Annotated in this window: 25 protein-coding genes, 1 other RNA gene and 1 pseudogene; 16 read left to right on the top strand and 11 right to left on the bottom strand. The window is 68.1% G+C overall.

All coding sequences use genetic code 11. The features are described from left to right. Both BHE01S_RS25405 and BHE01S_RS25400 read right to left on the bottom strand, forming a co-directional pair. Positions 1-1,068: pseudogene (locus BHE01S_RS25405) on the bottom strand (translocation/assembly module TamB domain-containing protein); the annotation flags it as partial. Between the two features lie 61 nt (positions 1,069-1,129). Beyond that, entirely contained in the window at positions 1,130-2,815 is a 1,686-nt protein-coding gene (locus BHE01S_RS25400; protein ID WP_042268786.1) for an autotransporter assembly complex protein TamA, read from the bottom strand. A 470-nt stretch (positions 2,816-3,285) separates the two neighbouring features. Here BHE01S_RS25400 and BHE01S_RS25395 point away from each other — a divergent pair, with 470 nt between their 5' ends. The 4 genes from BHE01S_RS25395 (at position 3,286) to panD (ending at position 6,015) form a co-directional block, all read left to right on the top strand. After that, a complete protein-coding gene (locus tag BHE01S_RS25395; RefSeq protein WP_042268785.1) occupies positions 3,286-3,471 on the top strand; it encodes a DUF3460 family protein in 186 nt (61 codons plus the stop codon). Further along, positions 3,471-4,385: a segregation and condensation protein A gene (locus BHE01S_RS25390; protein WP_167337709.1), complete on the top strand. Its 915-nt coding sequence runs from the start codon at positions 3,471-3,473 to the stop codon at positions 4,383-4,385. Before BHE01S_RS25395 ends, BHE01S_RS25390 begins: the two co-directional genes overlap by 1 nt. A 302-nt stretch (positions 4,386-4,687) precedes the next feature. Then, entirely contained in the window at positions 4,688-5,530 is an 843-nt protein-coding gene (gene panC, locus BHE01S_RS25385; protein ID WP_042268784.1) for a pantoate--beta-alanine ligase, read from the top strand. A gap of 98 nt (positions 5,531-5,628) precedes the next feature. Next, entirely contained in the window at positions 5,629-6,015 is a 387-nt protein-coding gene (panD, locus tag BHE01S_RS25380) for an aspartate 1-decarboxylase (protein WP_028207747.1), read from the top strand. Positions 6,016-6,092: 77 nt separating this feature from the next. Here the strand turns inward: panD and BHE01S_RS25375 are convergent, their stop codons facing one another. Then, on the bottom strand, positions 6,093-6,719 hold the full coding sequence (locus tag BHE01S_RS25375; protein ID WP_042268783.1) for a ParA family protein: 627 nt from the start codon (positions 6,717-6,719) through the stop codon (positions 6,093-6,095). Between the two features lie 218 nt (positions 6,720-6,937). Between BHE01S_RS25375 and BHE01S_RS25370 the strand changes: the two genes are divergently transcribed. After that, entirely contained in the window at positions 6,938-7,357 is a 420-nt protein-coding gene (locus tag BHE01S_RS25370) for a PaaI family thioesterase (RefSeq protein WP_042268782.1), read from the top strand. A gap of 53 nt (positions 7,358-7,410) precedes the next feature. Here the strand turns inward: BHE01S_RS25370 and BHE01S_RS25365 are convergent, their stop codons facing one another. Beyond that, on the bottom strand, positions 7,411-8,940 hold the full coding sequence (locus BHE01S_RS25365; protein WP_042268781.1) for a cobyric acid synthase: 1,530 nt from the start codon (positions 8,938-8,940) through the stop codon (positions 7,411-7,413). 151 nt (positions 8,941-9,091) lie between these two features. Between BHE01S_RS25365 and cobU the strand changes: the two genes are divergently transcribed. From cobU to BHE01S_RS25345, 4 genes are read left to right on the top strand one after another with little or no spacing between them, the layout of a single operon-like run. After that, positions 9,092-9,646 (top strand): bifunctional adenosylcobinamide kinase/adenosylcobinamide-phosphate guanylyltransferase, encoded by a 555-nt coding sequence (gene cobU / locus BHE01S_RS25360; protein ID WP_042268780.1) that lies wholly within the window; start codon positions 9,092-9,094, stop codon positions 9,644-9,646. Beyond that, positions 9,646-10,581, top strand: a complete 936-nt coding sequence (gene cbiB, locus BHE01S_RS25355) for an adenosylcobinamide-phosphate synthase CbiB (protein WP_042268793.1) — start codon at positions 9,646-9,648, stop codon at positions 10,579-10,581. The genes cobU and cbiB overlap by 1 nt, the downstream gene beginning before the upstream one ends. Next, entirely contained in the window at positions 10,574-11,599 is a 1,026-nt protein-coding gene (gene cobD, locus BHE01S_RS25350) for a threonine-phosphate decarboxylase CobD (RefSeq protein ID WP_042268779.1), read from the top strand. The genes cbiB and cobD overlap by 8 nt, the downstream gene beginning before the upstream one ends. Continuing rightward, the gene (locus BHE01S_RS25345) at positions 11,599-12,507 is read left to right on the top strand and encodes a cobalamin-binding protein (RefSeq protein ID WP_042268778.1); all 909 of its coding nucleotides are present in this window, start codon (positions 11,599-11,601) and stop codon (positions 12,505-12,507) included. Before cobD ends, BHE01S_RS25345 begins: the two co-directional genes overlap by 1 nt. 38 nt (positions 12,508-12,545) lie before the next feature. Here BHE01S_RS25345 and cobC read toward each other — a convergent pair whose 3' ends face one another. Genes cobC through BHE01S_RS25320 form a run of 5 tightly spaced genes read right to left on the bottom strand, consistent with a single transcriptional unit; the run spans position 12,546 to position 16,914 of the window. Then, a complete protein-coding gene (gene cobC, locus BHE01S_RS25340; protein WP_042268777.1) occupies positions 12,546-13,133 on the bottom strand; it encodes an alpha-ribazole phosphatase in 588 nt (195 codons plus the stop codon). Further along, the gene (locus tag BHE01S_RS25335) at positions 13,118-13,894 is read right to left on the bottom strand and encodes an adenosylcobinamide-GDP ribazoletransferase (RefSeq protein WP_042268776.1); all 777 of its coding nucleotides are present in this window, start codon (positions 13,892-13,894) and stop codon (positions 13,118-13,120) included. Before BHE01S_RS25335 ends, cobC begins: the two co-directional genes overlap by 16 nt. Before the next feature lie 10 nt (positions 13,895-13,904). Further along, a complete protein-coding gene (gene cobT / locus BHE01S_RS25330) occupies positions 13,905-14,969 on the bottom strand; it encodes a nicotinate-nucleotide--dimethylbenzimidazole phosphoribosyltransferase (protein ID WP_042268775.1) in 1,065 nt (354 codons plus the stop codon). A gap of 47 nt (positions 14,970-15,016) precedes the next feature. After that, positions 15,017-15,850, bottom strand: a complete 834-nt coding sequence (locus BHE01S_RS25325) for an ABC transporter ATP-binding protein (protein ID WP_042268774.1) — start codon at positions 15,848-15,850, stop codon at positions 15,017-15,019. Continuing rightward, the gene (locus BHE01S_RS25320; RefSeq protein WP_042268792.1) at positions 15,847-16,914 is read right to left on the bottom strand and encodes a FecCD family ABC transporter permease; all 1,068 of its coding nucleotides are present in this window, start codon (positions 16,912-16,914) and stop codon (positions 15,847-15,849) included. Before BHE01S_RS25320 ends, BHE01S_RS25325 begins: the two co-directional genes overlap by 4 nt. Positions 16,915-17,307: 393 nt before the next feature. Here BHE01S_RS25320 and BHE01S_RS25315 point away from each other — a divergent pair, with 393 nt between their 5' ends. The 5 genes from BHE01S_RS25315 (at position 17,308) to BHE01S_RS25300 (ending at position 19,755) form a co-directional block, all read left to right on the top strand. Then, positions 17,308-17,661, top strand: a complete 354-nt coding sequence (locus BHE01S_RS25315; RefSeq protein WP_042268773.1) for a hypothetical protein — start codon at positions 17,308-17,310, stop codon at positions 17,659-17,661. After that, complete coding sequence (locus tag BHE01S_RS25310) at positions 17,658-17,972, top strand: cell division protein ZapA (RefSeq protein WP_042268772.1); 315 nt, start codon at positions 17,658-17,660, stop codon at positions 17,970-17,972. The genes BHE01S_RS25315 and BHE01S_RS25310 overlap by 4 nt, the downstream gene beginning before the upstream one ends. A gap of 128 nt (positions 17,973-18,100) precedes the next feature. After that, positions 18,101-18,282, top strand: a non-coding RNA gene (gene ssrS, locus BHE01S_RS36270) — 6S RNA. 125 nt (positions 18,283-18,407) lie between these two features. Then, on the top strand, positions 18,408-18,866 hold the full coding sequence (locus BHE01S_RS25305; RefSeq protein ID WP_042268771.1) for an EVE domain-containing protein: 459 nt from the start codon (positions 18,408-18,410) through the stop codon (positions 18,864-18,866). 157 nt (positions 18,867-19,023) lie between these two features. Continuing rightward, the gene (locus BHE01S_RS25300; protein ID WP_042268770.1) at positions 19,024-19,755 is read left to right on the top strand and encodes an SIMPL domain-containing protein; all 732 of its coding nucleotides are present in this window, start codon (positions 19,024-19,026) and stop codon (positions 19,753-19,755) included. Positions 19,756-19,887: 132 nt separating this feature from the next. Here the strand turns inward: BHE01S_RS25300 and lgt are convergent, their stop codons facing one another. Both lgt and BHE01S_RS25290 read right to left on the bottom strand, forming a co-directional pair. Further along, the gene (gene lgt, locus BHE01S_RS25295; RefSeq protein ID WP_042268769.1) at positions 19,888-20,802 is read right to left on the bottom strand and encodes a prolipoprotein diacylglyceryl transferase; all 915 of its coding nucleotides are present in this window, start codon (positions 20,800-20,802) and stop codon (positions 19,888-19,890) included. 247 nt (positions 20,803-21,049) lie between these two features. Further along, positions 21,050-22,009: a LysR family transcriptional regulator gene (locus BHE01S_RS25290; RefSeq protein WP_042268768.1), complete on the bottom strand. Its 960-nt coding sequence runs from the start codon at positions 22,007-22,009 to the stop codon at positions 21,050-21,052. Positions 22,010-22,180: 171 nt separating this feature from the next. Between BHE01S_RS25290 and ilvD the strand changes: the two genes are divergently transcribed. Beyond that, complete coding sequence (gene ilvD, locus BHE01S_RS25285) at positions 22,181-23,854, top strand: dihydroxy-acid dehydratase (protein ID WP_042268767.1); 1,674 nt, start codon at positions 22,181-22,183, stop codon at positions 23,852-23,854. A 147-nt stretch (positions 23,855-24,001) separates the two neighbouring features. Continuing rightward, the gene (locus BHE01S_RS25280) at positions 24,002-24,361 is read left to right on the top strand and encodes a c-type cytochrome (RefSeq protein WP_084069197.1); all 360 of its coding nucleotides are present in this window, start codon (positions 24,002-24,004) and stop codon (positions 24,359-24,361) included. The last annotated feature ends 22 nt before the right edge of the window (positions 24,362-24,383 follow it).

The raw sequence follows: 24,383 nt of genomic DNA, 5'->3' as shown, positions 1-24,383 counted from the left end.
CGGCACGCCCGCCGCGCCGCCCGGCACCGGCTGCAACTGCGCACGCACCGCGAGGTCGGCGAACGGCGCACCCGGCGCGAACGCCTGCGGATTGACATGATCGAACGCGAGCGTGACACGCTGCAGCGGCACGGAGGCGAACGGCGTGGCCTCCACGTGCGCGCGGCCGGTGAGCTTCATGCCGCTCGCCTCGACATCGGCCGTGAGCGCCTCGAGCGAGCCGGCGAGGTTGGCGCTGACCTGCACGTCTTCGCCGTTCACCTTGCCGGCGTAGCCGAGGTCGCCCGTGAGCGCGAACGGCCGCACGCCATCGAGCGACGCCCGCGCGCTCACTGCGCCAAAGGGCGTGTCGAGACGCTCGATGGCGGCCTCGTGATGGCGGCCGTCGCTGCGTCCATGGAACTGGAAGTGCGAGAACGCGTTGGTCGCGCTGCCTTCGTGCACCGTGAGCTTGTCAACCTGCAGGTCGCGGATCTCGAGCCCGAGCGGCAGTTGCAGGTTTTCCGGCAGCTTCAGCGGCGAGGAAGGCGCGTGCGACGGCACGATGCGCATCTCGATGTCGCCAGCATGCAGATAATCCACCACGAAGCGCCAGGGTTTCTGGCCGAAGCCCTGCAGCTCCCACTGGCCTCCGATATGGTCGACCTCGATCGTGGTGCCGTCCGTGCCGCGCCAGCTCAGGTTGGAAAAGCGCACGCCACTTGCGAGCGTGCCGCCTTCGAACCTGCCCGCGAGCCTGCCGTCGAGCAGCCTGACCGCCGCGCGCCACGCATAGGCCGTGCCGCGCTCGGTCGTCAGCACGCCATAGAGCAAGCCGGCGACGAGCCCGACGAGCAGCACCGGCACGACGATCGCCCAGGCGAGCGCCTTCCAGAGCCGCGGCCCGCGACGCCCTGGCGGCGCGCTGTTGTTCTCACCGGAGCCGCCCTCGCCTCCATGGCCTCCGTTGCCTCCGTTGCCGCCGGGTTCACCGCGCGCATCATCGTCGGGGCTGCGGCCAGCCTGCCCCGGCGGCACCGCGAACGTGGCCGGCAGCCGTGCCGCCGCAGCGAAACGGCGCGCGCTCATGCGGCCTCCCCGCCGTGCGGCGCAGGGGTCGTTGAGAAGCGGAGCAGCGAGCGCATCATCATCAGAAGGCGATCCCGAGTGTCAGATAAGGCCGCACGCTGTGCGTGCGAAAACCATAGGCGAGATCGAGGTTGACCGGCCCGACGGGGCTGCGCCAGCGCGCGCCGATACCCGCGCCCGGATCGAATTCCTTCTCGCCCCAGGTGTCGGTGGCGGTGCCGACGTCGAAGAAGGCCGCGCCGCCCCAGTCGTGACTGAACCAGTGCTGGTACTCCGCCGAGCCGGTGACGAGATACTTGGTCGGCAAGATCGAGCCCGACTGGTCGTTACCGATGCTCTGGAACGAGTAGCCGCGCACCGAGTTCGAACCGCCCGCACGGAACAGCAGCGACGCGGGGATGCCGCTCGACGGGCCGCTCGTGAACACGCCGCCCAGTTCCGCGCGGAACACCATGATGTCGCTGCGGCCGATCGGCAGGTATTGCTGGCCGCGCATGTAGGCGCGCAGGAAGCTTTGCTCGGCGCCCACGTTCTTGAGCGCGAGGCCCGCCTCCACGCGAATGATGTTGCCCGAGCGCGGAAAAAGCGGGTCGTCGACGTTGCGGCGCGTCCAGCCCCAGGTCGGCACGAGCGCATAGGCCCGCGAGGACGGCCCGACGTTCTGCGTGAGGCGGTCGTCATAGAACATCAGCGCGTACGCATAGTCGATGTTCTGCGAGGTGCGCGTGCGCTGCACCCCGACGCGCGCGCTATAGATGTTCGTGTCCGAAACGTCGGTGGTCGTGTAGGAAGCGACGAGGCTGTTGGTCCAGGCGCGCGGGCCCGGCGGCATCGAAAGCTGGACCTGACCGAACTTCTGGATCTGGTCGAGCCGCCCCTGCACCTGGAACGGCCACGCCGCGCCGAACGTGTTCAGGTAGGTGTAGGAGCCCTGGACGTGTGCGCCGGTATCGGTCGAATAACCCACGCCGCCGCGGAAGTTGTTGTACGGGAACTCGCTCACCTTCACGTGCACGGGCGTCTCGAGCGGCTTTTGCGTGTTCGCGTCGACGTCGATCGCCACGCTCGCGTAGTACGGCGTGTTCTGCACCTGGCGCTGCAGTTCGGCCACGCGCTTCAGGTCGTAGACTTCGCCCGGCGAAAGCGGATTCACGTTGTCGATGATGTAGGCCGGATAGCGCCGCGGCCCCGAAACATCGAGCTTGCCCAGCGTGAAGGTTGGCCCGCTGTCGAACGTTACGGACAGTTGGGCATCATGCCCGAGCGGATCGACCCGCGCCTCGGAAAACGCAATCCTGGCGCCGAGATAGCGGCGCGCCTGCAGCGCCTTGAGCGAGGCGTTCTTGGCGTCGTCCCAGCCCGACTGCGTGAAGGCGTCGCCCTCGTGCAGCGAGAACGCGAAGCGCGCGGTGTTCTCCTGCGCCGGGTCTTCCGAGAGGACCGGGCCGCGAAACACGAGCTTCACCGACGAAATCGTCGTGCGCGGCCCCGGGTCGACGCTCACCCGCACGTGCCGCCTGCCGTCGATCGTACGAACGTCGGTGCGCACGACCGGCGTGAAATAGCCTGCCGTCGAGGCGAGGTCGCGCACCTGCTGCGGCGCTGCGGTTACGAGAAACTCGAACTGGTCCTCGTTCACGTCGGCGCGCGTGGCAAAGCGCGCAATGTCGAGGTGCGCCTCGAGCAGCTTGCGCAGCTCGCGCGGGGTGGCCGCGATATCGACGTCGTAGTAGGTGCGCGGACGCATCCACGGCAGGAGAGTGGTCAGGATGTCGGCCCGGGCGGGCGGCGCCGCGGCGCAGAACCCGGCGAGGCACAGGATAAGGCACGTGGCGAGCCGTGACCGCGCCGCCCGCGAGGGGCGCCGCCGTGCGCACAATGCTTCGATCACCCATCCCGCCAAACGCCACCTCCGGCCGTCGTAGAACTGGTTGCTACCGGTTGCGCCGCTCGCGCGCAGGGTACGGGAAGCGGCAACGGGCGCAAACGCGTTATTTCACCACATCGGCGCGTCAAAACCCCAGGAGGCGGTCCAAAGCGTGCCATAACGGCCGGCACAGCCGTACGTATGGGGCGCGTGCCGGCCCCAGGGGGAGGGTCGGCACGCGCTGCGCCCCGGCGGATGTTCCGCGGCGTTGGCTTGCGGTAAAATTGCCGCCGACAGAACAAGCGGCGCGGCGCAATCAGGCGCCCCGCCTTACTGGACGGACGTCAGCCATGTATCAGTCGGACATCACGCAGTTCATCAACCAGCTCAAGCAGCAAAAGCCGCAGCTCGAAGAACAGCAACGCAAGGGCCGCGCGCTCCTGTGGGACAAGCAGCCGATCGACCTCGACGAGCGCGAGCGCCAGCAGGCTTCGCGCGTGAAGCAAACGCCTTACGTCTACTACCAGAACTTCTGATGGCCGAGGCCGACGGGGCCGGCGCGCCGCCAGCAGGCGAGCACGCGGCCAGTCACGCGGGCCACGCTGCCGGGCCAACGCCCGGCGAGGCGCTGACCACGCCCGCGACCGACTCGACGCCCGACACGGTCGACGGCGTCGCGTTCGCACGCCTTTACGGCGAGCCGCTCTTCAAGCTCCCGCAGGACCTCTACATCCCGCCGGACGCGCTCGAAGTCTTCCTCGAGACCTTCGAAGGCCCGCTCGACCTGCTGCTGTACCTCATCCGCAAGCAAAACTTCAACGTCCTCGACATCCCGATGGCGGAGGTCACGACCCAGTACCTCGGCTATGTCGAGCAACTGCGCAAGACCAACCTCGAACTCGCGGCCGAATATCTGCTGATGGCGGCCATGCTCATCGAGATCAAGTCGCGCATGCTGCTGCCGGTCAAGAAGGCCGACACCGGCGAGGAGGCCGAGGACCCGCGCGCCGAACTCGTGCGGCGCCTGCTCGAATACGAGCAGATGAAGCTCGCCGCCCAGCGCCTCGACCAGCTGCCGCAGCTCGGCCGCGACTTCCTGCGCGCCGAGGTCTATATCGAGCAGAGCATCACGCCGCGCTTTCCCGACGTGGACAGCAACGACCTGCGCGCCGCGTGGGCCGACGTCATCAAACGCGCGAAGCTCGTCCAGCATCACAAGATCTCGCGCGAGGAGCTCTCGGTGCGCGAGCACATGAGCATCATCCTGCGCCGGCTCCAGGGCGAGCGCTTCATGGAGTTCTCCGAGCTGTTCGACACCACGCGCGGCGTGCCCGTCGTGGTCGTGAACTTCATCGCCATGCTGGAGCTGTCGCGCGAATCGCTCATCGAGATCACCCAGCCCGAGCCGTTCGCGCCGATTTACGTGCGGCTCGCGTATTTGCCTGCCTGATCCTTGCCCGCCCTGCCCGGGCCCGTCCGCCGACGGCTCGATAAAGAGGTCCACATCCCACGGGAACCCTCAGCGGGCCGCACAGCGCAACGCCAGGACAACCCCTATCCCGAGGCGGGTGCGCCGCCTCCACAAATCCACTACAATCGCCCGCGCCTGCCCGGTCTCGTCCCATATATGGGGCACCGCGCCTCTCGCGCGGACCGGACGCGCGACGTCCGCTCGCGGCCCTACGTCCGGGCCTCCGGCTTGCGGCCGTGCAACCCAAGTCTTGCCCCGCGCAAGGCATAAAGCCTCCGATCATGAAAGTCATTAGCTCGATTCAGGAATTGCGCGACCAGTTGCGCGGCCAAAACCGCACGGCGTTCGTGCCGACCATGGGCAACCTGCACGAAGGCCATCTCTCGCTGATGCGCCTCGCGCGCCAGCACGGCGACCCGGTCGTGGCGAGCATCTTCGTGAACCGGCTGCAGTTCGGCCCGAACGAGGACTTCGACAAGTATCCGCGCACGCTCCAGGACGACATCGAGAAGCTGCAGAAGGAAAACGTCTACGTGCTGTTCGCGCCCACCGAGCGCGACATGTATCCGCAGCCGCAGGAATACCGCGTGCGCCCGCCGCACGATCTCGGCGACATTCTGGAAGGCGAATTCCGCCCCGGCTTCTTCGAGGGCGTGTGCACGGTCGTCATGAAGCTGATGTCGTGCGTGCAGCCGCGTGTGGCCGTGTTCGGCAAGAAGGACTACCAGCAGCTCATGATCGTGCGCGCCATGTGCAACCAGTTCGCGCTGCCGACCGAAGTCGTCGCCGCCGAAACGGTGCGCAACTCCGACGGCCTCGCGCTCAGCTCGCGCAACCGCTACCTGAGCGAAGCCGAGCGCGCCGAAGCGCCGCAACTGGCGGGCGTGCTGCGCGCGATCCGCGAGTCGGTGCTGTCGGGCCGCCGCGACTTCCAGCAGCTCGAACTCGACGCCATGGCGACGCTCGCCGCGCGCGGCTGGAAGCCCGACTACATCGCGATCCGCAAGCGCGCGAACCTGCTGCCGCCCGCGCCGGGCGTGGCCGGCGACGCCGAGGCGCCGCTCGTCGTGCTGGCCGCGGCGAAGCTCGGCGCGACGCGCCTGATCGACAACCTCGAGATCTGAGGGCTGCGGGCGGCCGCGCCGTCCCGCTTTCACCCGATACCCCCAGATTCCGCTTACCCGCGGCGGGCCGCGCGCCCGCTCGCCTGAGGAGACCCTCCATGCAACGCCATATGCTCAAGTCGAAGATCCACCGCGTCGCGGTCACGCACTGCGAGCTGCACTACGAAGGCTCGTGCGCCATCGACGAAAACCTGCTCGAAGCGGCCAACATCGTCGAAAACGAGCGCATCGACATCTGGAACATCAACAACGGCGAGCGCTTCACGACCTACGCGATCAAGGGCGAGCGCGGCAGCGGCATGATCTCGCTGAACGGCTCGGCCGCGCGCCGCGCGCAACTGGGCGACCTCGTGATCATCGCGGCCTTCGCGAATGTGGAAGAGGAAGAGCTCAAGGCCGGCTGGAAGCCGGACCTCGTGTTCGTGGACGAGAACAACCGCATCAAGGGCAGCCGCGACCACGTGCCCACGCAAAGCTGGAGCTAAAAACGCGAGGCTGGCCGGCGCGGCTCATCGGGTCCGCGCCGCTGTACCTTCGCGCCTGTTTGCCGCCTGTTTGCCGCTTATTTGCCGTCCACCCAGCCGATAATCGACTGCCACTGGTCGAGATCCTTTTCGACCCGGCTCTTCGCGACGTCCCATAGCGTGAGGCCGTGCGCGGCGAGCTGCACGTAGTTCTGCGTGTCGCGCAGATAGCCCAGCACCGGCAGATCGAGTCCCTCGACGAAACGCTGCAGCTGCTCGGCCGAGCGCGTGCGCGCATCCACCCGCATGCCCACCACGCCCACCTGGATCGCCCCCTTGCGCACGGACTTCTCCCTGGCGAGGCGGTTCAGGAAGTCCTGGGTGGCGAGAATGTCGAACATCGAGGGCTGCAGCGGCACGATGACCTTGTCCGCCAGCTCGATGATCGCCGCGAGACGGTTGCCGTGCAGGCCGGCGGGCGTGTCGATGACTGCGTGCTCGAGTCCCTTGGGCGGCTTCGCCGGGTTGTCCAGATCGACCTGCCAGCTCTCGATGGCCGGCAGCGTCGCGGGCCGCAGATCGAGCCAGGCATGCGAGGACTGCTGCCGGTCGAGGTCCGCGAGCGCCACCCACTCGCCTTGTGCGGCGAAATAGCCGGCCAGATTGGTGGACAGCGTGCTCTTTCCCACGCCGCCCTTGGGATTCGCCACCACGATTACCGTCATGAATACTCCCGTCAGGATGGCTGGCACATGGCCAGCCGGATTGCCGTGATCTTGCGCGATGCGTTCTTCGATGCGTTGTTCGATATCTGGCGAGGCGCCTTGCGGACGAGCCGGCGCCCCGACTCAACCGTCCGATAATATCGGCAAATTGCGCGCCGCCGAAGCCCCCCACGAGCGCGCACCCGCAATGTTCATATCAAATCAAGGACTGACCGACCATGAGCACGCTACGCCACGACATCACGATCGAATCCCTGCTCGCGAGGCAGCGCGGCCGCCTGCCCGATTGGCTGGGCTTTCGTCCGCTGGTCCTCGAGCAAGGCCTGCTGCGCGCCGAACTCGACGTGCGCAGCGACCTGCTCGCCCCCAACGGCTTCCTGCACGCCGCCACGGTAATCGGCCTTGCCGACACGGCTTGCGGCTACGCCTGCTTCGCTCATCTGCCGCCCAACGCGAAGAATTTCACCACCCTCGAGATCAAGAGCAATCACCTCGGCACCGCGCGCGAAGGCACGATCTCGGCCGTCGCGAAGGGGGTGCACCTCGGGCGCAGCACCCAGGTCTGGGACGCCACCGTGAGCGGCCCGGACGGCAAGATCCTCGCCCTCTTCCGCTGCACGCAGATGGTGCTTTACTGAGTCGTTCAGCCGCGCTTCTAGCTACGCATTTGGCTGCGCGTCTAGCTGCGTATCTAGCTGATTACGCCGAACACCTTCTCCAGATCGAGGCTCGCCGCGAGCGTGTCCGCCAGCCGCTCCAGCGACGCCTCGCGCAACGCCGGATAGTCCACCGCGCGCGCCTGCGCGAGCCCGGCCCAGCGCAGGAGCGCCGCGCAGGCCTGCGGCGTGTCGAAGAGCCCGTGCACATAGGTCGCGAGAATCTGGCCATCCGCCGAGCGCGCGCCATCCGGGCGCATCGCCCCCTCCTCTCCGGCAGCGAGCCACACCGCGGGCAATTCGAGCGAGCGCCCGCGCGTCTCGCCCATATGAATCTCGTAGCCCGCCACGCGCGCCGGGCCCGCGTCCGCATCCGCGCCTTCCAGCGCGAGCGCGCCCGTCACGTTCTTCAAGGTCTTTTCACGCGTGAGCACCGTTTCGTAGTCGAGCCAGCCGAAGCCCCCGGTCGCGCCCGGTTCGCCCTCCACGCCATGTGGATCGGCAATCGCGTGCCCGAGCATCTGCATGCCGCCGCAAATGCCGATCACCCGTCCGCCATAGCGCAGATGCCGTGCGAGCGCCGTCTCCCAGCCCTGGGCGCGCAGCCACACGAGGTCGTCGCGCACGTTCTTCGAGCCCGGCAGGATCACGAGATCGGCGCCGGGCGGCGCTTCGCCCGTGCGCACATAGGTGAAATCGACCTGCGGATGGGCGCGCAGCGCGTCGAAGTCCGTGTGGTTGCTGATGTGCGGCAGCGCGGGCACCACCACGCGCAACGTCTCGCTCCCGGCCTGCGCTTGGCTGTGGACCGCGCCCGGCAGCATGTCTTCGGCGTCGAGCGTGAGGCCGTGCAGATACGGCACGACGCCCAGCACCGGCTTGCCCGTCTGCTGCTCGAGCCAGGCGAGGCCCGGTTCCAGCAGCGTACGGTCGCCGCGAAAGCGGTTGATGACGAAACCTTTGACGCGCGCGCGCTCGCTTTCCGACAGGCAGGCCAGCGTGCCGATCAGGTGCGCGAACACGCCGCCGCGGTCGATGTCGGCCACGAGCACGACCGGGCAATCGACCGCCTCGGCGAAACCCATGTTCGCGATGTCGTTGGCGCGCAGGTTGATTTCGGCGGGGCTGCCCGCGCCTTCCACGAACACCGTGTCGTAGCGCGCGCGCAGACGCCCATAGGACGCGAGCACGGCCTCGCGCGCGAGCGGCTTGTAGTCCTGGTAGGCGCGCGCGTTGAGGTTCATGCGCGCCCTGCCGTGGATGATGACCTGCGAGCCGAGATCGCTATTGGGCTTGAGCAGCACCGGATTGAGGTCGGTGTGCGCCTCGATGCCCGCGGCGATGGCCTGAAGCGCCTGGGCGCGGCCGATCTCGCCGCCATCCACGGTCACGGCGCTGTTGAGCGCCATGTTCTGCGGCTTGAACGGCGCGACGCGCGCACCCGCGCGGCGCGCGAGGCGGCACAGGCCGGCGACGAGTGTGCTCTTGCCGGCGTCGGACGTCGTGCCCTGGATCATCAGCGTGCCGGTGGGGACAGGAGGCACGGCGGGTAGCGTGGCGGTCATGAAGCGCTTGGGTGGGCTGCGAAGGCGAACGCGCATTATCCCATCGCCGCGCCGCCCGATGCTCCGACCATGGCGCGACATTGGCCGCAGGGATAACGGCGTGTATTTGGCACACTGCGAGCACACTGAGCGCAGCCGTTACAATCACGCGATGCATTCGCGCGATCTCACCTTCATCGTCGGCGGCGCGCGCTCGGGCAAGAGCGCGCACGCCGAACGCCTCGCTGCCGCGAGCGGCCTGCCGGTCACCTACATCGCCACCGCGCGCGTGACGGATGACATCGAGTTCGCCGAGCGCATCGGCCATCATCGCGCGCGCCGGCCCGCGCACTGGGCGCTCGCCGAAGCGCCGCTCGATCTCGCTCTCGCACTCGACGCAGCGGCGGCGCCCGGCCAGTGCGTGCTGATCGACTGCCTCACGCTGTGGCTTGCGAACCTGCTTTGCCCCGCCGGCTCCGACTCGCCGCTACCCGGCTGGCGAGAGCGCCTCGACGCCTTCGCCGCCGCCTGCGAGCGCGCACAAGGCACGGTGCTCGTGGTGAGCAACGAGATCGGCATGGGCGTCGTGCCGATGGGCGCGGCCACGCGCCTTTACGTGGACGAACTCGGCCGCCTCAATCAGCGCATCGCGGCGCTCGCCGACCGCGCCACGCTCGTCGCCGCGGGCCTGCCTCTGGTGCTCAAGGCGCCGCGCGGGACCTCATGATGCTCGCGCTGCCCGTCACCGCCGCACTCGCCGTGGCCGGCGTCGCCGTGGACCGCTGGCTCGGCGAGCCGCGCCGCGCGCATCCGCTCGTCGCCTTCGGCCGCTACGCGAACCTTATCGAAGCGCGCCTGAATACGGGCAGCCGCGGCCGTCCGCTCGGCCTGCTCGCGTGGCTCGCCGCCGTTGCGCCGCCCGTCGTCGCCGTCGCGCTGCTGTGCGCGCTGCTGCCCTGGCCGCTCGCCTGGGCGCTGCATGTCGCGCTGCTGTGGTTCGCGCTCGGCGCGCGCAGCCTTGCCGAACACATCGCGCCGATCGGCGCCGCGCTCGCCCGGCGCGACCTCGCAGCCGCCCGCGAGCTGACCGGCCGCATCGTCTCGCGCGACACAGCCCAGGCGGACGCCACCGCGCTCTCGCGCGCGGCCGTCGAATCCGCCCTCGAAAACGGCAACGACGCGATCTTCGGCGCGCTGTTCTGGTTCGCGATCGCGGGTGGCCCGGGTGCCCTCGCATTCCGTCTCGCCAACACGCTCGATGCGATGTGGGGCTACCGCACGCCGCGCTTCCTGCGCTTTGGCTGGGCAGCCGCGCGCATCGACGACGTCCTAAACTGGATTCCCGCGCGCCTCACGGCCGCGAGCTACGCGCTGCTCGGCGACACGCGCGTGGCGCTGCGCTGCTGGCGCGACCAGGCGCATCGCTGGGAGAGCCCGAACGCGGGCCCGGTCATGGCCTCCGGCGCGGGCAGCCTGAACGTGCTGCTCGGCGGCGCGGCCGTCTATCACGGCATGCTGGAAGAGCGGCCGGCGCTCGGCGCAGGCTCGCCGCCGCGCGCACAGCACGTGGATGCGGCCTTGCGGCTCGTCGAGCGCACCACCATTTTGTGGCTCGCGGCGCTGCTCGCACTGGCCTTCGTGAGCGTCGCGACCCATGTCTGAGTACACAGCCGCACGCGTCGCGCACGGCGGCAATCTGCACGAAGCCGCGCAGCGTTACGGCATCGCCTGGGACGCCTGGATCGATCTCTCCACCGGCATCAATCCGCATGGCTACCCCGTGCCGCCGGTGCCGCCCGCGGCATGGCGGCGCCTGCCCGACGACGGCGACGGCTTCGCCGCTTGCGCGGCGCGCTACTACGGCGCACCGGACGCCCGTCACGTGTTGCCGGTGGCGGGCAGTCAGGCCGCGATTCGCGCGCTGCCGGCAGTGTTGCCACGTGCGAGTGTCGCGATTGCGCCGCTCACCTATGGCGAGTACGCGCCAGCGTTCGCGCGCGCGGGTCATGAGATCGTGCCGCTCGACGTCATGCAGGACACGCTGCCCGATACCGTCACGCACGCAGTGGTGGTGAATCCGAACAATCCGACGGCCACCCATCTTGCTGCCGGGCGTCTGCTGTTTTGGCATGCGCAACTCGCGGCCCGCGGCGGCACGCTGATCGTCGACGAAGCCTTTGCCGATGCGTTCGGCCACGAGCGACCCGCAACGCTTGCGCACGCAACGAGCCGCGAAGGACTCGTCGTGCTGCGCTCGCCCGGCAAGTTCTTCGGGCTCGCGGGCGCGCGCTGCGGATTCGCGCTCGGCACACCCGCGCGGCTAGCCGGGTTGCGCGCGCATCTGGGTGCGTGGACGGTGAACGGGCCGGCGCGCCACGCGGTCACCCATGCGTTCGAAGACTCCACGTGGCAAAGCGAAATGCACGTGCGCCTCGCCGCCGAAAGCGCGCGCCTCGCCGCGCTGTTGCGCGTTCACGGCTTCACGCCGCACGCCACGCCGCTCTTCGCGTGGATTACGGACCCGCGCGCGCCGGCGCTGCAGGACGCGCTCGCGCGCCACGCCGTGTGGACGCGCCGCTTCGACGCGCCGGCCAGCCTGCGCTTCGGCCTGCCCGCGTCCGAAGACGAATGGCAGCGCTTCGAAAGCGCACTCGGGCAAGCCATGCGGGCGATCGGCTGATGCGCGCGGCCGCTATGGCGTTGGCGCTGCTGGCCGCGACGACCCTGCCGTGCGCCGCGCATGCGAGCGTCACCGCCATCGACGATGCGGGCAACACCGTCACCCTGCCTGCGCCTGCGCAGCGCGTAGTGAGCCTCGCGCCACACGTCACCGAGCTGCTCTATGCCGCGGGCGGCGGTGCGAAAGTGGTCGGCGCCGTGGCTTACAGCGACTATCCGCCCGAAGCGCAAAAGGTGCCGCGCGTGGGCGACAACCGCGCGCTCGACCTCGAGCGCATTGCCGCGCTCAAGCCCGACCTCATCGTGGTCTGGCGTCACGGCAACGCGCAGCAACAGCTCGATCGCCTGCGCGCGCTGCACATCCCCCTCTTTTTCAGCGAGCCGCACAGGCTCGACGACGTCGCGACCTCGCTCACGCGCCTCGGTGTGCTGCTCGACACGCAAGACGCCGCGCGGGCCGCCGCGAAGGCGTATCGGCGCGATATCGCGCAGCTGCGCGCACGTTATGCGCAGCGCGCACCCGTGAGCGTGTTCTATGAAGTCTGGGATCAGCCGCTGATGACGCTCAACGGCTCGCACATGATCAGCGACGTGATCGCGCTCTGCGGCGGCCGCAACGTGTTCGCGGCGCTCGAGCCGCTCGTGCCGACGGTGTCCACGGAAGCTGTCCTCGCCGCCAATCCCGATGCGATCGTCGCCGCGTCACCAGGCGCCACGCCGCCGGACCGCCCGCTGCCGGGCCTCGAGCGCTGGCGCGCCTGGCCGGCGCTCACCGCCGTGGCACGCGGCAATCTCTTCGCCATCGACGGTGACCTGCTCACGCGCCCCGCGCCGCGCATCGCCCAGGGCGCGGCGCAACTGTGCAAGGATCTCGACCTCGCCCGCTCGCGCGACGCCGCAGCGCATTGACCCGCCCGGCGCAGCGACTCACCAGGGGCTGTCCGCATTCATGCGTTCCAGCGCGCGAGCAGCCAACATGCGCTCGACGAGTCGTAACGCAAATGCACCATGGCGCCCATCTCCAGCGGCCAACGCACACAGCGCGCGAGCGGCAGGCCGAGCGCGCGGGCCGTGACAGTGCGAATCACGCCCGCGTGCGTGACGGCCCAGACCGTGGCCTCCTCGCGCGCGTCGAGCGTGCCGAACCAGCCGCTTACGCGCGCGTCGAACTGCGCAACGCTCTCGCCGCCATGTTCGCGCGTGTGTTCGAAATTCGCGGCCCATGCGTCGATCTGCACGCGCTCGATCGTATCCCAGCGCTGCATCTCCCACGCGCCGAAATCCATCTCCGCGAGGCGGGCCTCTGCTCTCGGCACATGTCCGCGCACACCGGCGAGCGCCGCGGCAACGCTCGCGCAGCGCATGAGCGGGCTCGTTTCAATCCGTTGCGGCTCGCGCACGCCGAGCGCCGCGAGCCGCCCGGCGAGCCGTTCGGCCTGCTCCGTGGCGTCGCCCGCGAGCGCTACGTCGCTCGCGCCATAGCACACGCCGGCATCCACGGCCACGGCGGGATGTCGGATCAGAACGAGATCCATGCGAGCCCCACGAGGTAGATGGCGATCTCGAACACCTGCTGCGCGAAGCCGAGACAGTCGCCCGTATAGCCGCCGATGCGGCGCACGAAGTAACGCCCCAGTCCATAGCGCAACACGGCGAGCACAACGAGGATCGCTGCGCCCGCGCGCCAGTCGGGCACGCCGGACCACTCCGGCCAGAACAGCCACGGCAAACCGAACACGCACGCGCATAGCCACGCGCTCACGCTCATGCGCTGCGCGACGGGCTTGGCCTTGCCCTCGGCACGCACATAGTCGAGCGAGACGAGATAACTGATCGCACACGCACGGCTCGCGGCGTGGCCGGCGATCATCAGCATCGCGGCGCGCGCCGGCGGCAGTGCGGCGAGCGTCTGCCACTTCAGCGCGAGCGCCACCACGAGACCGATCGCCCCGAACGCGCCGATGCGCGAATCGTGCATGATGCGCAGCACGTCCTCACGGGCGTACGCGCCGCCGAATGCGTCGAGGCAGTCGGCGAGACCGTCTTCGTGAAAGGCGCCCGTCGCAAGGAGTGTGACCGCCATCGACAGCAGCACGGCCACGCTCGCGGGAAACACATGCAACGCGCCGAGATAGACCAGTGCCCCGAGCGCGCCGACCAACGCGCCGACGAGCGGAAAGTAGCGCGCCGCCGCATTGAGCCACGCGGGCTCGAAGCCGACCCAGCGCGGCACCGGCACGCGCGTGAAATAGCCCAGCGCCGTGAAGAAGTAACGCAGTTCCGCAAGCGGATTCATCGCGCGGCGCTCAGGCGTTGCGATCGCTGCGATTGTCGACGCCGGCCGACTCGAAGCTCGCCATGTCGTTCAGGAACGCCACCGCTGCGCGCAGCAGCGGCACGGCGAGCGCCGCGCCCGTGCCCTCGCCCAGGCGCAGATCGAGCGCGAGCAGTTCGCGCGCGCCGAAGTGATCGAGCATGCGGCGGTGACCCGCTTCGTTCGATGCGTGCGCAAACACGCAGTAGTCGCGCACGTTCGGCGCGAGCGCGTCGGCCACGAGCAGCGCCGAGGTCGCGATGAAGCCGTCCACGAGAATCGCCATGCGCGAGCGCGCGGCCTCGAGGTACGCGCCCGCCATCATCGCGATCTCGAAGCCGCCGAACGCGGCGAGCACGTCGAGCGGTTCGCGCGCGTCGGCATGATGCGCGAGCGCCGCCGCGAGCACATTGCGCTTTTTCGCGAGGCCCGCATTGTCGAGGCCCGTGCCGCGCCCCACGCATTCGTCGATCGGCACGCCGCACAGGCGGCTCATCAGGCATGCGGCAGACGACGTGTTGGCAATGCCCATTTCGCCAAAGCCGATCACGTTCGTGCCGAGCGCCGCGTGATGGCGCACGCGCCCAGCACCCGCCGCGAGCGCGGCGAGAGATTCGTCGCGCGTCATGGCACGCTCGTGCGCGAAGTTGCGCGTGCCGCGCGCGACGGGCACATCGACGAGCGCGGGCGACGGCGGCAGCGGCGTCGCCACGCCCGCGTTGACGACTTCGAGCGTGAGTCCCGCCACGCTGCTGAACACGTTGATCGCAGCGCCCCCTGCGACGAAGTTCGCGACCATCTGCGCGGTCACGGCCTGCGGGTATGGGCTCACGCCTTCGGCGGCAATGCCGTGGTCGCCCGCGAACACGATCATCACGGGACGCTCGACGCCCGGGTGCGTCGTGCCCTGGATCATGCCGAGCTGGCGCGCCAGTGTTTCGAGGCGGCCGAGACTGCCGGGCGGTTTGGTCTTCGTGTCGATGAGGCGTTGCAGTTCGTCGCGCAAGGAGAGGTCGAGCGGTTCGACGGCGAGCAGTTCGGTAAGCGATGACGTCATGGTGTGTTCTGTTTCGAAGTGATGCGGGCGACAGCGGCGCACTAACACTAATGCGCGCCGTTCGATCCCGGCGAATGCGGTGATGAAGATGTCGGGACGAGTGCAGGGACGAGCGCCTCGTGCCCGCCCTCGCGTATCAGCACGAGCGGATGACCGAATGCGGCGCTCGCGCGCTGCGGCGTGAGCACCTCGCGTACGGGGCCCGCGTGAAAGCCGCCGCGGCCGTCGAGCAGGAGCGCGTGCGTGGCGAAGCGCCGCGCAAGATTGAGATCGTGGCACGAAAACAGCACCGTTCGCGCATCGCTCTTCACCCAGCGCGAGATCGCTTCGAGACACGCGATCTGATGATGCAGGTCCAGATGCGCGAGCGGCTCGTCGAGCAGCAGGAGCGGCGCACTTTGGCACAGCGCGGCGGCAAGCGCTACGCGCTGGCGCTCGCCGCCCGAAAGCGTAAGCACATCGCGCGCGGCGAATGCTTCGAGGCCGAGCGTGGCGAGCGCGGCGTGCGCGGCCGCGCGGTCGGCGTCGCCTTCCCAGCCCCAGCCCGAAAGATGCGGATAGCGATTGAGCAGCACGGTGTCGATCACGCTCGCGCTGAATGCGTCACGCTGGTCCTGCGGCATCAACGCACGGCGCTGCGCGAGGCGCACCGGCGGCCACTTTGCGAGCGCGATGCCCTCGACTTCCACGTGTCCTGCCGAGGGCTCGCTCAGGCCCGCGAGCGCGCCGATCAGCGTCGTCTTGCCCGCGCCGTTCGCGCCCGCCACGCACCAGATTTCGCCAGCAGCAAATCCTTGCGTGAGCGATTCCACAAGCGTGCGCGCACCCGCACGCAACGTGAGCGACTGGACCGCGAGCAGCGGTGGATACGTTTCGCTCATCGTCCGCGCCTCGCGAGAAGCATCCACAGAAATACGGGCACGCCGGCGAGCGCAGTCACGACACCCACCGGCAACTGCGCGGGCGCCGCCGCCGTACGTGCGACGAGGTCCGCACCCATCACGGCCACGCCGCCCGCGAGCGCGGCGGCCGGCACGAGCATGCGCTGGTCGTTGCCGAACGCGAGGCGCAGCATGTGGGGCACGACGAGGCCGACAAAGCCGATGGTGCCGCCCGTCGTCACGGCAGCGGCCGCCGCGAGCGACGCGGCAAGATAAATGCCCACACGCAAACGCAGCACCGGCACACCGAGCGCCTGCGCAGCGGCGTCGCCGCGCAGCAGCACGTTGAGCATCGGCGCGGCAGGCACGATGCATGCAAGGACCAGGCCAAGCGTCGCGAGCGGGAGCCATGGCGTGCCCGCGCCATTGAGGTCGCCCGTGAGCCAGAACAGCATGCCGCGCAGGCGCGCGTCGGGCGCGAGCGTGAGCAGCAGTGTGATCAATGCGCCCCAGCCTGCCGCCGTCACCGCGCCCGTCAGGAGCAGCCGCGGCGAGCTGTCTTGCGGCTCGCCGCGCCACAACTCGCGGCGCGCGAGGCCGAGCACGAGCAGGATCGAAACGAACGCACCCGCGCATGCGCTCGCCTGCACGCCCCACCACGCCACGCCCGCGATCATCGCCACGAGTGCGAACGCGGCCGCACCGCCCGACACGCCGAGCACGTAGGGCTCCGCAAGCGGATTGCGCAGCAGCACCTGCAGCAGCGCACCCGCCAGCGCGAGCAACCCGCCACAGGCAAAACCCGCCAGTGCGCGCGGCAAGCGCAGCGTGCGCACGATTTCGGTCGCCATGTCCGGCGCGCCGGGCGCGTCGTGCGCGGGCGCGAGCGCCGCCAGCGCCTGCGCAAACGTCACCCTTACGCTGCCGGTTGCTAGCGATGCAGCGAACACCACGAGCGCCACTGCTGCGAGCGCGCCCCAGATCAGGCACGCGCGGCGCGCGCTCATCGAGCGGCGCGGCAGCGCGTGGATCGACGGCACAGCATGGGACTCATCGCGGCTCATGGAACGCATCGGGAAACTCGGCGGCGGATTTCAATCAAGCTCACACGGAAAGACAGCAGGGGTATACGCAGGCCACAACAGAGCGCAGTATTTTGGTCGCCAGGGATTCTGCATGACGCGTGGCAGAAACGGCGGTATGGCTAACGCCGTTCGCGAAAGCCCTGGCAAAGGACCATGAATCCGTGATGTTATAACGCGCAGACCACGATCGAGACGACGCGCTACGCGCGCGGCCCTGGCAAATTACGTTCCCGCCTGGCCTATGCGGCACACGTAGCGGGGGTTTCGGGCCTGATTCGGGTAAGAAGCCGGGCTGTTACGTCTGGAAACGACACAATTATCAAAATACGCGTTAATCCGCGCTAGAATGCCTGTCTTTAGAGGACGCAGCACATGCTCAACGAACTCGAAACACTCTCACAAAACATCGGGCAGCTGATCGAGATTAATCAGCGCCAACACGAAGCACGCCTCGCACTCGAAGAGCAACTCGCGCAGCTGCGCGCGCAATGCGACGAAACACGCATCGAACTCGAACAGGTCCGCGAGGAACGCGCCGCGCTGCAGGCAGAGCGCGACGCACTCTCGGCCAAGATCGACGATGCGCAGGTGCGTCTGAACGCGATCCTCGAGAAGCTGCCGCGCGCACGCGCAGGTAACGAGCGCGATAACCAGCTCGATCTGCTCGAACCGTCGCAGAGCAACGACGACGACAGCAACGCGGCCCGCCACGGAGAAAATGCATGACCACCAAGCAGATCGAAGCGACGATACTCGGCCAAACCTATCGCCTCGTCTGTTCGCCGGAAACGGAACAGGCGCTGCTCGAAGCCGTCGCGCGCGTGGACGCCGAAATGTCGAAGATCCGCAATCACAGCAACGTGCGCGGCACCGATCGCATCGCCGTCATGGCGGCGCTCTCGCTCGCCTCGGAACTGCTGCGCCTGCAAACGAGCGTGCGTCACGGGGAAGCATTCCCAGCCGAAGAAATCCGTCGTACAATGCGCCAAATGAACGAACAACTCGGCGCTGTCATTCATCAGTACGGTGTGCAATAAGCGCTGATGTACGCCGCGGTTGCAAGGCGCAGTTTCATGCAGCAACGTGCGGTATGATGTTGTTCAAAGGCAGCGTTGATTTGTTTAGAAACGCGCGGTTCCAAACACGCTGCCAACCAGTTTAGTCAGCTTCCCTGCCTGGTTCGCCAAGGTCATATATTCCTTGAACCAATGCCATGTGCACGGTTGCGGAAATTTGTAGCACGGGCGTGCGCGTCACACAGTCTGATGTACCCGAAGTGCTGCTAACTGCGACCAATTCTGAACCCTCGGTTCAGGATGCCGGCCTAGCGGCTATGGCGGGGACCTATTCAAACGGCATCGGACCACAGTCCGATGCCGTTTTCCATTGTGCGTTCCACTGTGCGGCCAGCGCTGGCGTGACTCGCGGCATGCACGCCCGCCCCTCTCCCCTTTCGACGTGAACTTCGACTCATGCGCTACTGGCTGATGAAGTCCGAACCCGACGAAGCAAGCATCGACGACCTCGCAAGCGCGCCGCAGCGCACGCTGCCCTGGACTGGCGTACGAAACTACCAGGCGCGCAATTTCATGCGCGACACCATGCAGCAAGGCGACGGCGTGCTGTTCTACCACTCGAGCTGCCCCGAGCCCGGTATCGCGGGCATCGCGCAGGTGTCGTCCACGGCCTACCCCGATCCCACGCAGTTCGATCCGAAAAGCCCTTACTACGACGCGAAATCGACGCACGAGAATCCGCGCTGGATGCTCGTCGACGTCGTGTTCAAGAAGAAGTGCCCGCTGATTGCGCTCGCCGCCTTGCGCGAGCACGAAGAACTCGCGGACATGCGCGTGCTCGCCAGGGGCAATCGCCTTTCGATCACGCCGGTCACGACGGCTGAGTGGAACTTCATCACGAAACATCTGATGTGATGCGGATGTGATGCGGCCCGGTTCTGCCTCGATGCACGCGGCGAGGCACGCACACAGCATCCGTGCGCGACTTCAAGCACAATCGCGCACAGTCGCGCGCTGTTACGTCGCTGTTATGGGTATGTCGCGCGCGACGCCAGTTCTGCAAGGAGCCTCAATGAACCGAAAAACCGCCGTCACGCTCGCCGCCGCATTGGCTGCCGCCCTCCCCGTCGCCGCGACGCTCGCGCCGCGCACCGCGTTCGCACAGAGCGACGCGCGCTTCCAGCAGCCCTCGGGCGTGCTTTCGCTGTCCGCGCAGGCAAGTGCCGAAGTGCCTCAGGACGTCGTCAACATTACGCTGTTCTACGAGCAGGAAGCGAGCGATCCGGCCTCGCTGACCGCGACGCTCAATCAGCGCGCCGACGCCGCGCTCCAGCGCGCAAGGGGCGTCGCGGGCGTGAGCGCGCACTCCGGCCAGTTCTCGATCTTCCCTTCGACGGATCGCGACGGGCGCATCTCCGCCTGGCGCGGCCGCACGGAAGTCGTGCTCGAGTCGCATGATTTCGCGGCGGCGTCGAAGCTCGCCGGCGATCTCGCGTCGATCATGCAGGTGGGCAACGTGCAGTTCTCGCTGTCGCCCGAGGCGCAGCGCGCTGCCGAGCAAAAGCTTTCGGGCCAGGCCATCGCCTCGTTCCGCGACCAGGCGCTCTCGGCCACGCGCGCGTTCGGCTACAGCAGCTACACGATTCGCGACGTGAACGTGGGGCACTCGGGCGTGATGCCGCGCCCCATGATGATGATGAGCGCGCGCGCCGCGACGGCCGACGCGAAGCTGTCACCCGTGCCGCTCGAAGGCGGCACGTCCACGGTGACGGTCAACGTCTCCGGGTCGGTGCAGATGAAGTAAGACGCGCCAACGAAGCCCGGCAAGCCCGCAAGTCAAGAGGCCACGGTGAAAACCGTGGCCTCTTTCATGGGCTGGAACGCGTAGTGCGTCGCGCGCGTGTCAGGCGGGTGTCAGGCGGGTGTGAGCCGCGTCTCAGCTCTTCGCGCCCGCTACCTGCGCGCCGTCGTTGCCACGCCTGGCACGGCGATACGCCCACGCCATCAGGCCAATCCCCGCGATGATCATCGGCAGCGAGAGCCACTGCCCCATCGAAAGGCCGAGCGCCAGCAGGCCGAGGAAGTCGTCGGGTTCACGCGCGAACTCGACCGTGAAGCGCGCGAGACCATAGCCGATCAGGAACATGGCCGAAATCGCGCCGACGGGTCGCGGCTTGCGCGCGAACAGGATCAGCACGATGAACAGCGCGATGCCTTCCAGCGCGATTTCATACAGCTCCGAAGGATGGCGCGGCAGCAAATGGTACTGCGCGAACACTTCGTTCAGGTGCCACTGCGCGGCCAGTTGCGGATGCGCGGCCAGCCATGCGGCGTCGTCGTTCGCGGCGCCCGGAAACAGCATGGCCCACGGCGAATCGGGCGAGGTCACGCGGCCCCACAGCTCGCCGTTGATGAAGTTCCCGAGACGGCCAAAGGCGAGCCCTGTGGGCACCATCGGCGCGACGAAGTCCGTGACCTGCAGCCAGGTGCGGCCGCGCTGCCACGCGAACAGAACCATCGCGAAGGTCACGCCGAGGAAGCCGCCGTGAAAGGACATGCCGCCCTCCCACACCTTGAAGATGTCGAGCGGATGCGCGAAATACCAGCTCGCCTTGTAGAACAGCACGTAGCCCAGGCGCCCGCCGAGTATCGTGCCGAGCACGCCGTAGAACAGCATGTCGTCGATGTCTTTTGCGGTCCAGCCCTGCGCGGCCACGTACGGCAGACGCAGGCGCAGACGGCCGATCACGATCGCCAGAATGAAGCCGACAAGATACATGAGGCCGTACCAGCGCACGGCGAGCGGCCCCAGATGAATGGCGACGGGGTCGAAGTTCGGGTGGATGAGCATCGTGGATGAAGTCGTGTCGGCGATATCGATTGAAACCGGGTTGTAAGCAGTACCGCGCCGCCCATTGAAACGGGCAAAGCGGCGGACAAAGCGCGTTGGACGTTTGCAAGGCGGCGAGGTTCGCCGCCGGCGCGTCACGCCGTGACATTATCGCCGACGCGAGGGGGCACGAACCAGAATGCACGTTCGGCGACGCGCGGCGAGTGTCACGGTGACAGATGACGCCCACGGTCGGCGCGGATTCCGGCTAGCCCTCGTGCGCCGGCCAGCCCGCCGTCGCCGCGTGCGCGCGCACGATCTCGATGAACGCCGCGAGCACCGGGCTCACCTCGGCCGAGCGCCAGACGAGTCCGGTTTCGATGGCCGGCACGGCCCCCGCGAGCGGCCGGTACACGACGCCCGTGCGCCGCAGATGGCGCAGCGACTGCGGCACGAGCGCCACACCCATGCCGGCCGAGACGAGGCTCACGATCGTCTGCATCTGGATCGCTTCCTGGCCGATCAGGGGCGCAAGGCCCGCCGCGCCGTAGCAATCCATAATGGTGTCGTAGAAGCCGGGGGCCAGATGGCGCGGGAAAACGACGAGCGGCGCATCGGCGAGATCGCGCAGGCTCACGGGCTCGTCGTGCCAGTCGTCGGCGGCCGGGCCGCCAAGGCGCGCCGAAAGCGCCGAGGGCATGGCGACCACGAGCGGTTCGCGCGCGACCGGCTGGTAAGCAAGCTGGGCCGCGTGGCGCGGCGGCACGGGTGCGATCACGAGGCCCGCGTCGATGCGGCCCGCCACCAGCTCTTCCACTTGCACGTCGCTCGTGGCTTCGGCGAGCTGCAGGCGCACGCGCGGATAGCGCACGCCGAAGTCGCGCAGCAGAAGCGGCAACAAGCCGTAGTCGGCGGTCGAGACGAAGGCGAGCGCGAGCACGCCCGCCTCGCCGCGCGCGAGGCTCTGCGCGAGCGGCCGCAGCGCTTCGGCGCTCGCCAGCAGGCGCCTCACCTCCGGCAGCAGATCGGCGCCCACGGCCGTCAATTCGACCGAACGGCGCGTGCGCGCGAACAGCGCCACGCCCAGCGTCTCCTCCAGCGCGCGGATGGCCTGCGAGAGCGGCGGCTGCGTCATGGACAGGCGCGCCGCCGCGCGGCCGAAATGCTGCTCCTCCGCCACGGCGACGAAATAGCGCAGCTGGCGCAGATCAGGGATAGTCGGATTCATCGGCGTCGGTCTCGCGTCGTTGTCTTGTTGATATGTTTTTCGACTCAATAGACCACGAATAATATATTGGACAGCGCCCTCGCGACATCGCATGCTTCGATAGACGTGCCGGCACTGCCGCAAACCAGAACACACACCCGGCATCCGAGACAAAATCCACCGGAGGTCCCCATGCCCTATAACCGTCGTTCGAAGCACATCACGCAAGGCGTCGCCCGTTCGCCCAACCGTTCGATGTACTACGCACTCGGCTACGAGAAGGCCGACTTCGACAAGCCGATGATCGGCGTCGCCAACGGCCATTCGACCATCACGCCGTGCAACGCCGGCCTGCAGCGTCTGACCGACGCGGCCGTGGACGCCATCAAGCGCGCCGACGCGAACCCGCAGACCTTCGGCACGCCCACGATCTCGGACGGCATGTCGATGGGCACCGAAGGCATGAAGTACTCGCTCGTCTCGCGCGAGGTCATCGCGGACTGCATCGAGACCTGCGTACAGGGCCAGTGGATGGACGGCGTGGTCGTGATCGGCGGCTGCGACAAGAACATGCCAGGCGGCATGATCGCGCTCGCGCGCATCAACGTGCCCGGCATTTACGTGTACGGCGGCACGATCCGCCCGGGTAACTGGAAGGGCCGTGCGCTCACCATCGTCTCGGCGTTCGAGGCCGTGGGCGAATTCACCGCGGGGCGCATGACCGAGGAAGATTTCGAAGGCATCGAGAAAAACGCCTGCCCGTCCACGGGCTCGTGCGGCGGCATGTACACCGCGAACACGATGAGTTCGTCGTTCGAGGCGCTCGGCATGTCGCTCATGTATTCGTCGACGATGGCCAACCCCGACGAGGAGAAAGTCGGCTCGGCGGCGGAATCGGCGCGCGTGCTGGTCGAGGCCGTCAAGCGGGACCTCAGGCCGCGCGACATCATCACGAAGCAGTCGATCGAGAACGCCGTGGCGCTCATCATGGCGACGGGCGGCTCGACCAACGCGGTGTTGCACTATCTCGCCATCGCGCATGCCGCGCAAATCGAATGGACCATCGACGACTTCGAGCGCATGCGCAAAAAGGTGCCGGTGATCTGCGACCTGAAGCCTTCGGGCCAGTACGTCGCGACCGACCTGCACGAGGCCGGCGGCATCCCGCAGGTACTCAGGATCCTGCTCGATGCGGGCCTCCTGCACGGCGACTGCATCACCATCACGGGCAAGACCATCGCGGAAGAACTCAGGGACGTGCCGTCCACGCCGCGCGCGGACCAGAAGGTCATCTTCCCCATCAGCCAGGCGCTGTACAAGGAGGGCCATCTGGCGATCCTCAAGGGCAACCTCGCGACGCACGGCGCGGTCGCCAAGATCACCGGCCTGAAGAATCCGGTCATCACGGGCCCCGCGCGCGTGTTCGACGATGAGCAGAGCGCGATGGAAGCCATCCTCGCAGACAAGATCAAGGCGGGCGACGTCGTCGTGCTGCGCTATCTCGGCCCGAAGGGCGGCCCCGGCATGCCGGAAATGCTCGCGCCGACTTCGGCGATCATCGGCAAGGGGCTTGGGGAGTCGGTGGGACTCATCACCGATGGCCGCTTCTCGGGCGGCACCTGGGGCATGGTGGTGGGCCACGTCGCGCCGGAAGCGTTCGACGGCGGCACCATCGCGCTCGTGCAGGAAGGCGACTCGATCACCATCGACGCTCACCAGCTCCTGCTGCAGCTGAACGTGGACGACGCGGAACTCGCGCGCCGGCGCGCGGCCTGGAAGCAGCCCGCGCCGCGCTACACGCGCGGGGTCATGGCGAAGTACGCGGCGCTCGCGCGCCCGGCGAACCAGGGCGCGGTAACAGGTTAAACGCAGAGGTTAAATGCGGGGCCAGGCGGTGCTGGACACCGCTCGAATCCCGACCGGCAGCCAGGCAAAGGGCGCACGTCCAGAACGTGCGCCCTTTGCTTTTATAATGCGACGACACAGCCGGCGCATACGCTGGCGGAGACCAGTATGAAACGGAAGTCGCAAGCGAAGAACAAGACAGCGACGCTCGCTGCCGCGCTCGCCATCGGCATGGCCGGCGCACTCGGGGCCCCCCCGGCCCGCGCGCAGCATGGATCCGCCGGCCTCGCGCTCGCCCAGCAGCAGAACTGCATGAGCTGCCATTCGGTGACCCGCAATTTCATGGGTCCCGCCCTGCGCGACATCGGCGCGAAGTACGCGGGCAAGCCCGACGCGCAGACCTATCTCACCCACAAAATTCTGGAAGGCAGCACCGGCGTGTGGGGCACCGTGCCCATGCCGGCCAACACGCAGCTGAACCCCGCTCAGGCGGCCCAGCTCGCGAACTGGATCCTCACGCTCAAGTGAGCGGAACGGCGTGATGGCGCGA

The organism is Paraburkholderia heleia NBRC 101817, assembly GCF_000739775.1.
Taxonomy (GTDB): domain Bacteria; phylum Pseudomonadota; class Gammaproteobacteria; order Burkholderiales; family Burkholderiaceae; genus Paraburkholderia; species Paraburkholderia heleia.
The sequence above is the reverse complement of the archived record's forward strand: the minus strand, read 5'-3'. Positions and strand labels throughout refer to the sequence as shown.

Excerpts from the sequence above, each read along its gene's own strand:
- BHE01S_RS25400 (WP_042268786.1), bottom strand. The coding sequence starts at position 2,815 with ATGCGTCCGCGCACCTACTACGACGTCGATATCGCGGCCACCCCGCGC.
- BHE01S_RS25395 (WP_042268785.1), top strand. The coding sequence starts at position 3,286 with ATGTATCAGTCGGACATCACGCAGTTCATCAACCAGCTCAAGCAGCAA.
- BHE01S_RS25390 (WP_167337709.1), top strand. The coding sequence starts at position 3,471 with ATGGCCGAGGCCGACGGGGCCGGCGCGCCGCCAGCAGGCGAGCACGCG.
- panC (WP_042268784.1), top strand. The coding sequence starts at position 4,688 with ATGAAAGTCATTAGCTCGATTCAGGAATTGCGCGACCAGTTGCGCGGC.
- panD (WP_028207747.1), top strand. The coding sequence starts at position 5,629 with ATGCAACGCCATATGCTCAAGTCGAAGATCCACCGCGTCGCGGTCACG.
- BHE01S_RS25375 (WP_042268783.1), bottom strand. The coding sequence starts at position 6,719 with ATGACGGTAATCGTGGTGGCGAATCCCAAGGGCGGCGTGGGAAAGAGC.
- BHE01S_RS25370 (WP_042268782.1), top strand. The coding sequence starts at position 6,938 with ATGAGCACGCTACGCCACGACATCACGATCGAATCCCTGCTCGCGAGG.
- BHE01S_RS25365 (WP_042268781.1), bottom strand. The coding sequence starts at position 8,940 with ATGACCGCCACGCTACCCGCCGTGCCTCCTGTCCCCACCGGCACGCTG.
- cobU (WP_042268780.1), top strand. The coding sequence starts at position 9,092 with ATGCATTCGCGCGATCTCACCTTCATCGTCGGCGGCGCGCGCTCGGGC.
- cbiB (WP_042268793.1), top strand. The coding sequence starts at position 9,646 with ATGCTCGCGCTGCCCGTCACCGCCGCACTCGCCGTGGCCGGCGTCGCC.
- cobD (WP_042268779.1), top strand. The coding sequence starts at position 10,574 with ATGTCTGAGTACACAGCCGCACGCGTCGCGCACGGCGGCAATCTGCAC.
- BHE01S_RS25345 (WP_042268778.1), top strand. The coding sequence starts at position 11,599 with ATGCGCGCGGCCGCTATGGCGTTGGCGCTGCTGGCCGCGACGACCCTG.
- cobC (WP_042268777.1), bottom strand. The coding sequence starts at position 13,133 with ATGGATCTCGTTCTGATCCGACATCCCGCCGTGGCCGTGGATGCCGGC.
- BHE01S_RS25335 (WP_042268776.1), bottom strand. The coding sequence starts at position 13,894 with ATGAATCCGCTTGCGGAACTGCGTTACTTCTTCACGGCGCTGGGCTAT.
- cobT (WP_042268775.1), bottom strand. The coding sequence starts at position 14,969 with ATGACGTCATCGCTTACCGAACTGCTCGCCGTCGAACCGCTCGACCTC.
- BHE01S_RS25325 (WP_042268774.1), bottom strand. The coding sequence starts at position 15,850 with ATGAGCGAAACGTATCCACCGCTGCTCGCGGTCCAGTCGCTCACGTTG.
- BHE01S_RS25320 (WP_042268792.1), bottom strand. The coding sequence starts at position 16,914 with ATGAGCCGCGATGAGTCCCATGCTGTGCCGTCGATCCACGCGCTGCCG.
- BHE01S_RS25315 (WP_042268773.1), top strand. The coding sequence starts at position 17,308 with ATGCTCAACGAACTCGAAACACTCTCACAAAACATCGGGCAGCTGATC.
- BHE01S_RS25310 (WP_042268772.1), top strand. The coding sequence starts at position 17,658 with ATGACCACCAAGCAGATCGAAGCGACGATACTCGGCCAAACCTATCGC.
- BHE01S_RS25305 (WP_042268771.1), top strand. The coding sequence starts at position 18,408 with ATGCGCTACTGGCTGATGAAGTCCGAACCCGACGAAGCAAGCATCGAC.
- BHE01S_RS25300 (WP_042268770.1), top strand. The coding sequence starts at position 19,024 with ATGAACCGAAAAACCGCCGTCACGCTCGCCGCCGCATTGGCTGCCGCC.
- lgt (WP_042268769.1), bottom strand. The coding sequence starts at position 20,802 with ATGCTCATCCACCCGAACTTCGACCCCGTCGCCATTCATCTGGGGCCG.
- BHE01S_RS25290 (WP_042268768.1), bottom strand. The coding sequence starts at position 22,009 with ATGAATCCGACTATCCCTGATCTGCGCCAGCTGCGCTATTTCGTCGCC.
- ilvD (WP_042268767.1), top strand. The coding sequence starts at position 22,181 with ATGCCCTATAACCGTCGTTCGAAGCACATCACGCAAGGCGTCGCCCGT.
- BHE01S_RS25280 (WP_084069197.1), top strand. The coding sequence starts at position 24,002 with ATGAAACGGAAGTCGCAAGCGAAGAACAAGACAGCGACGCTCGCTGCC.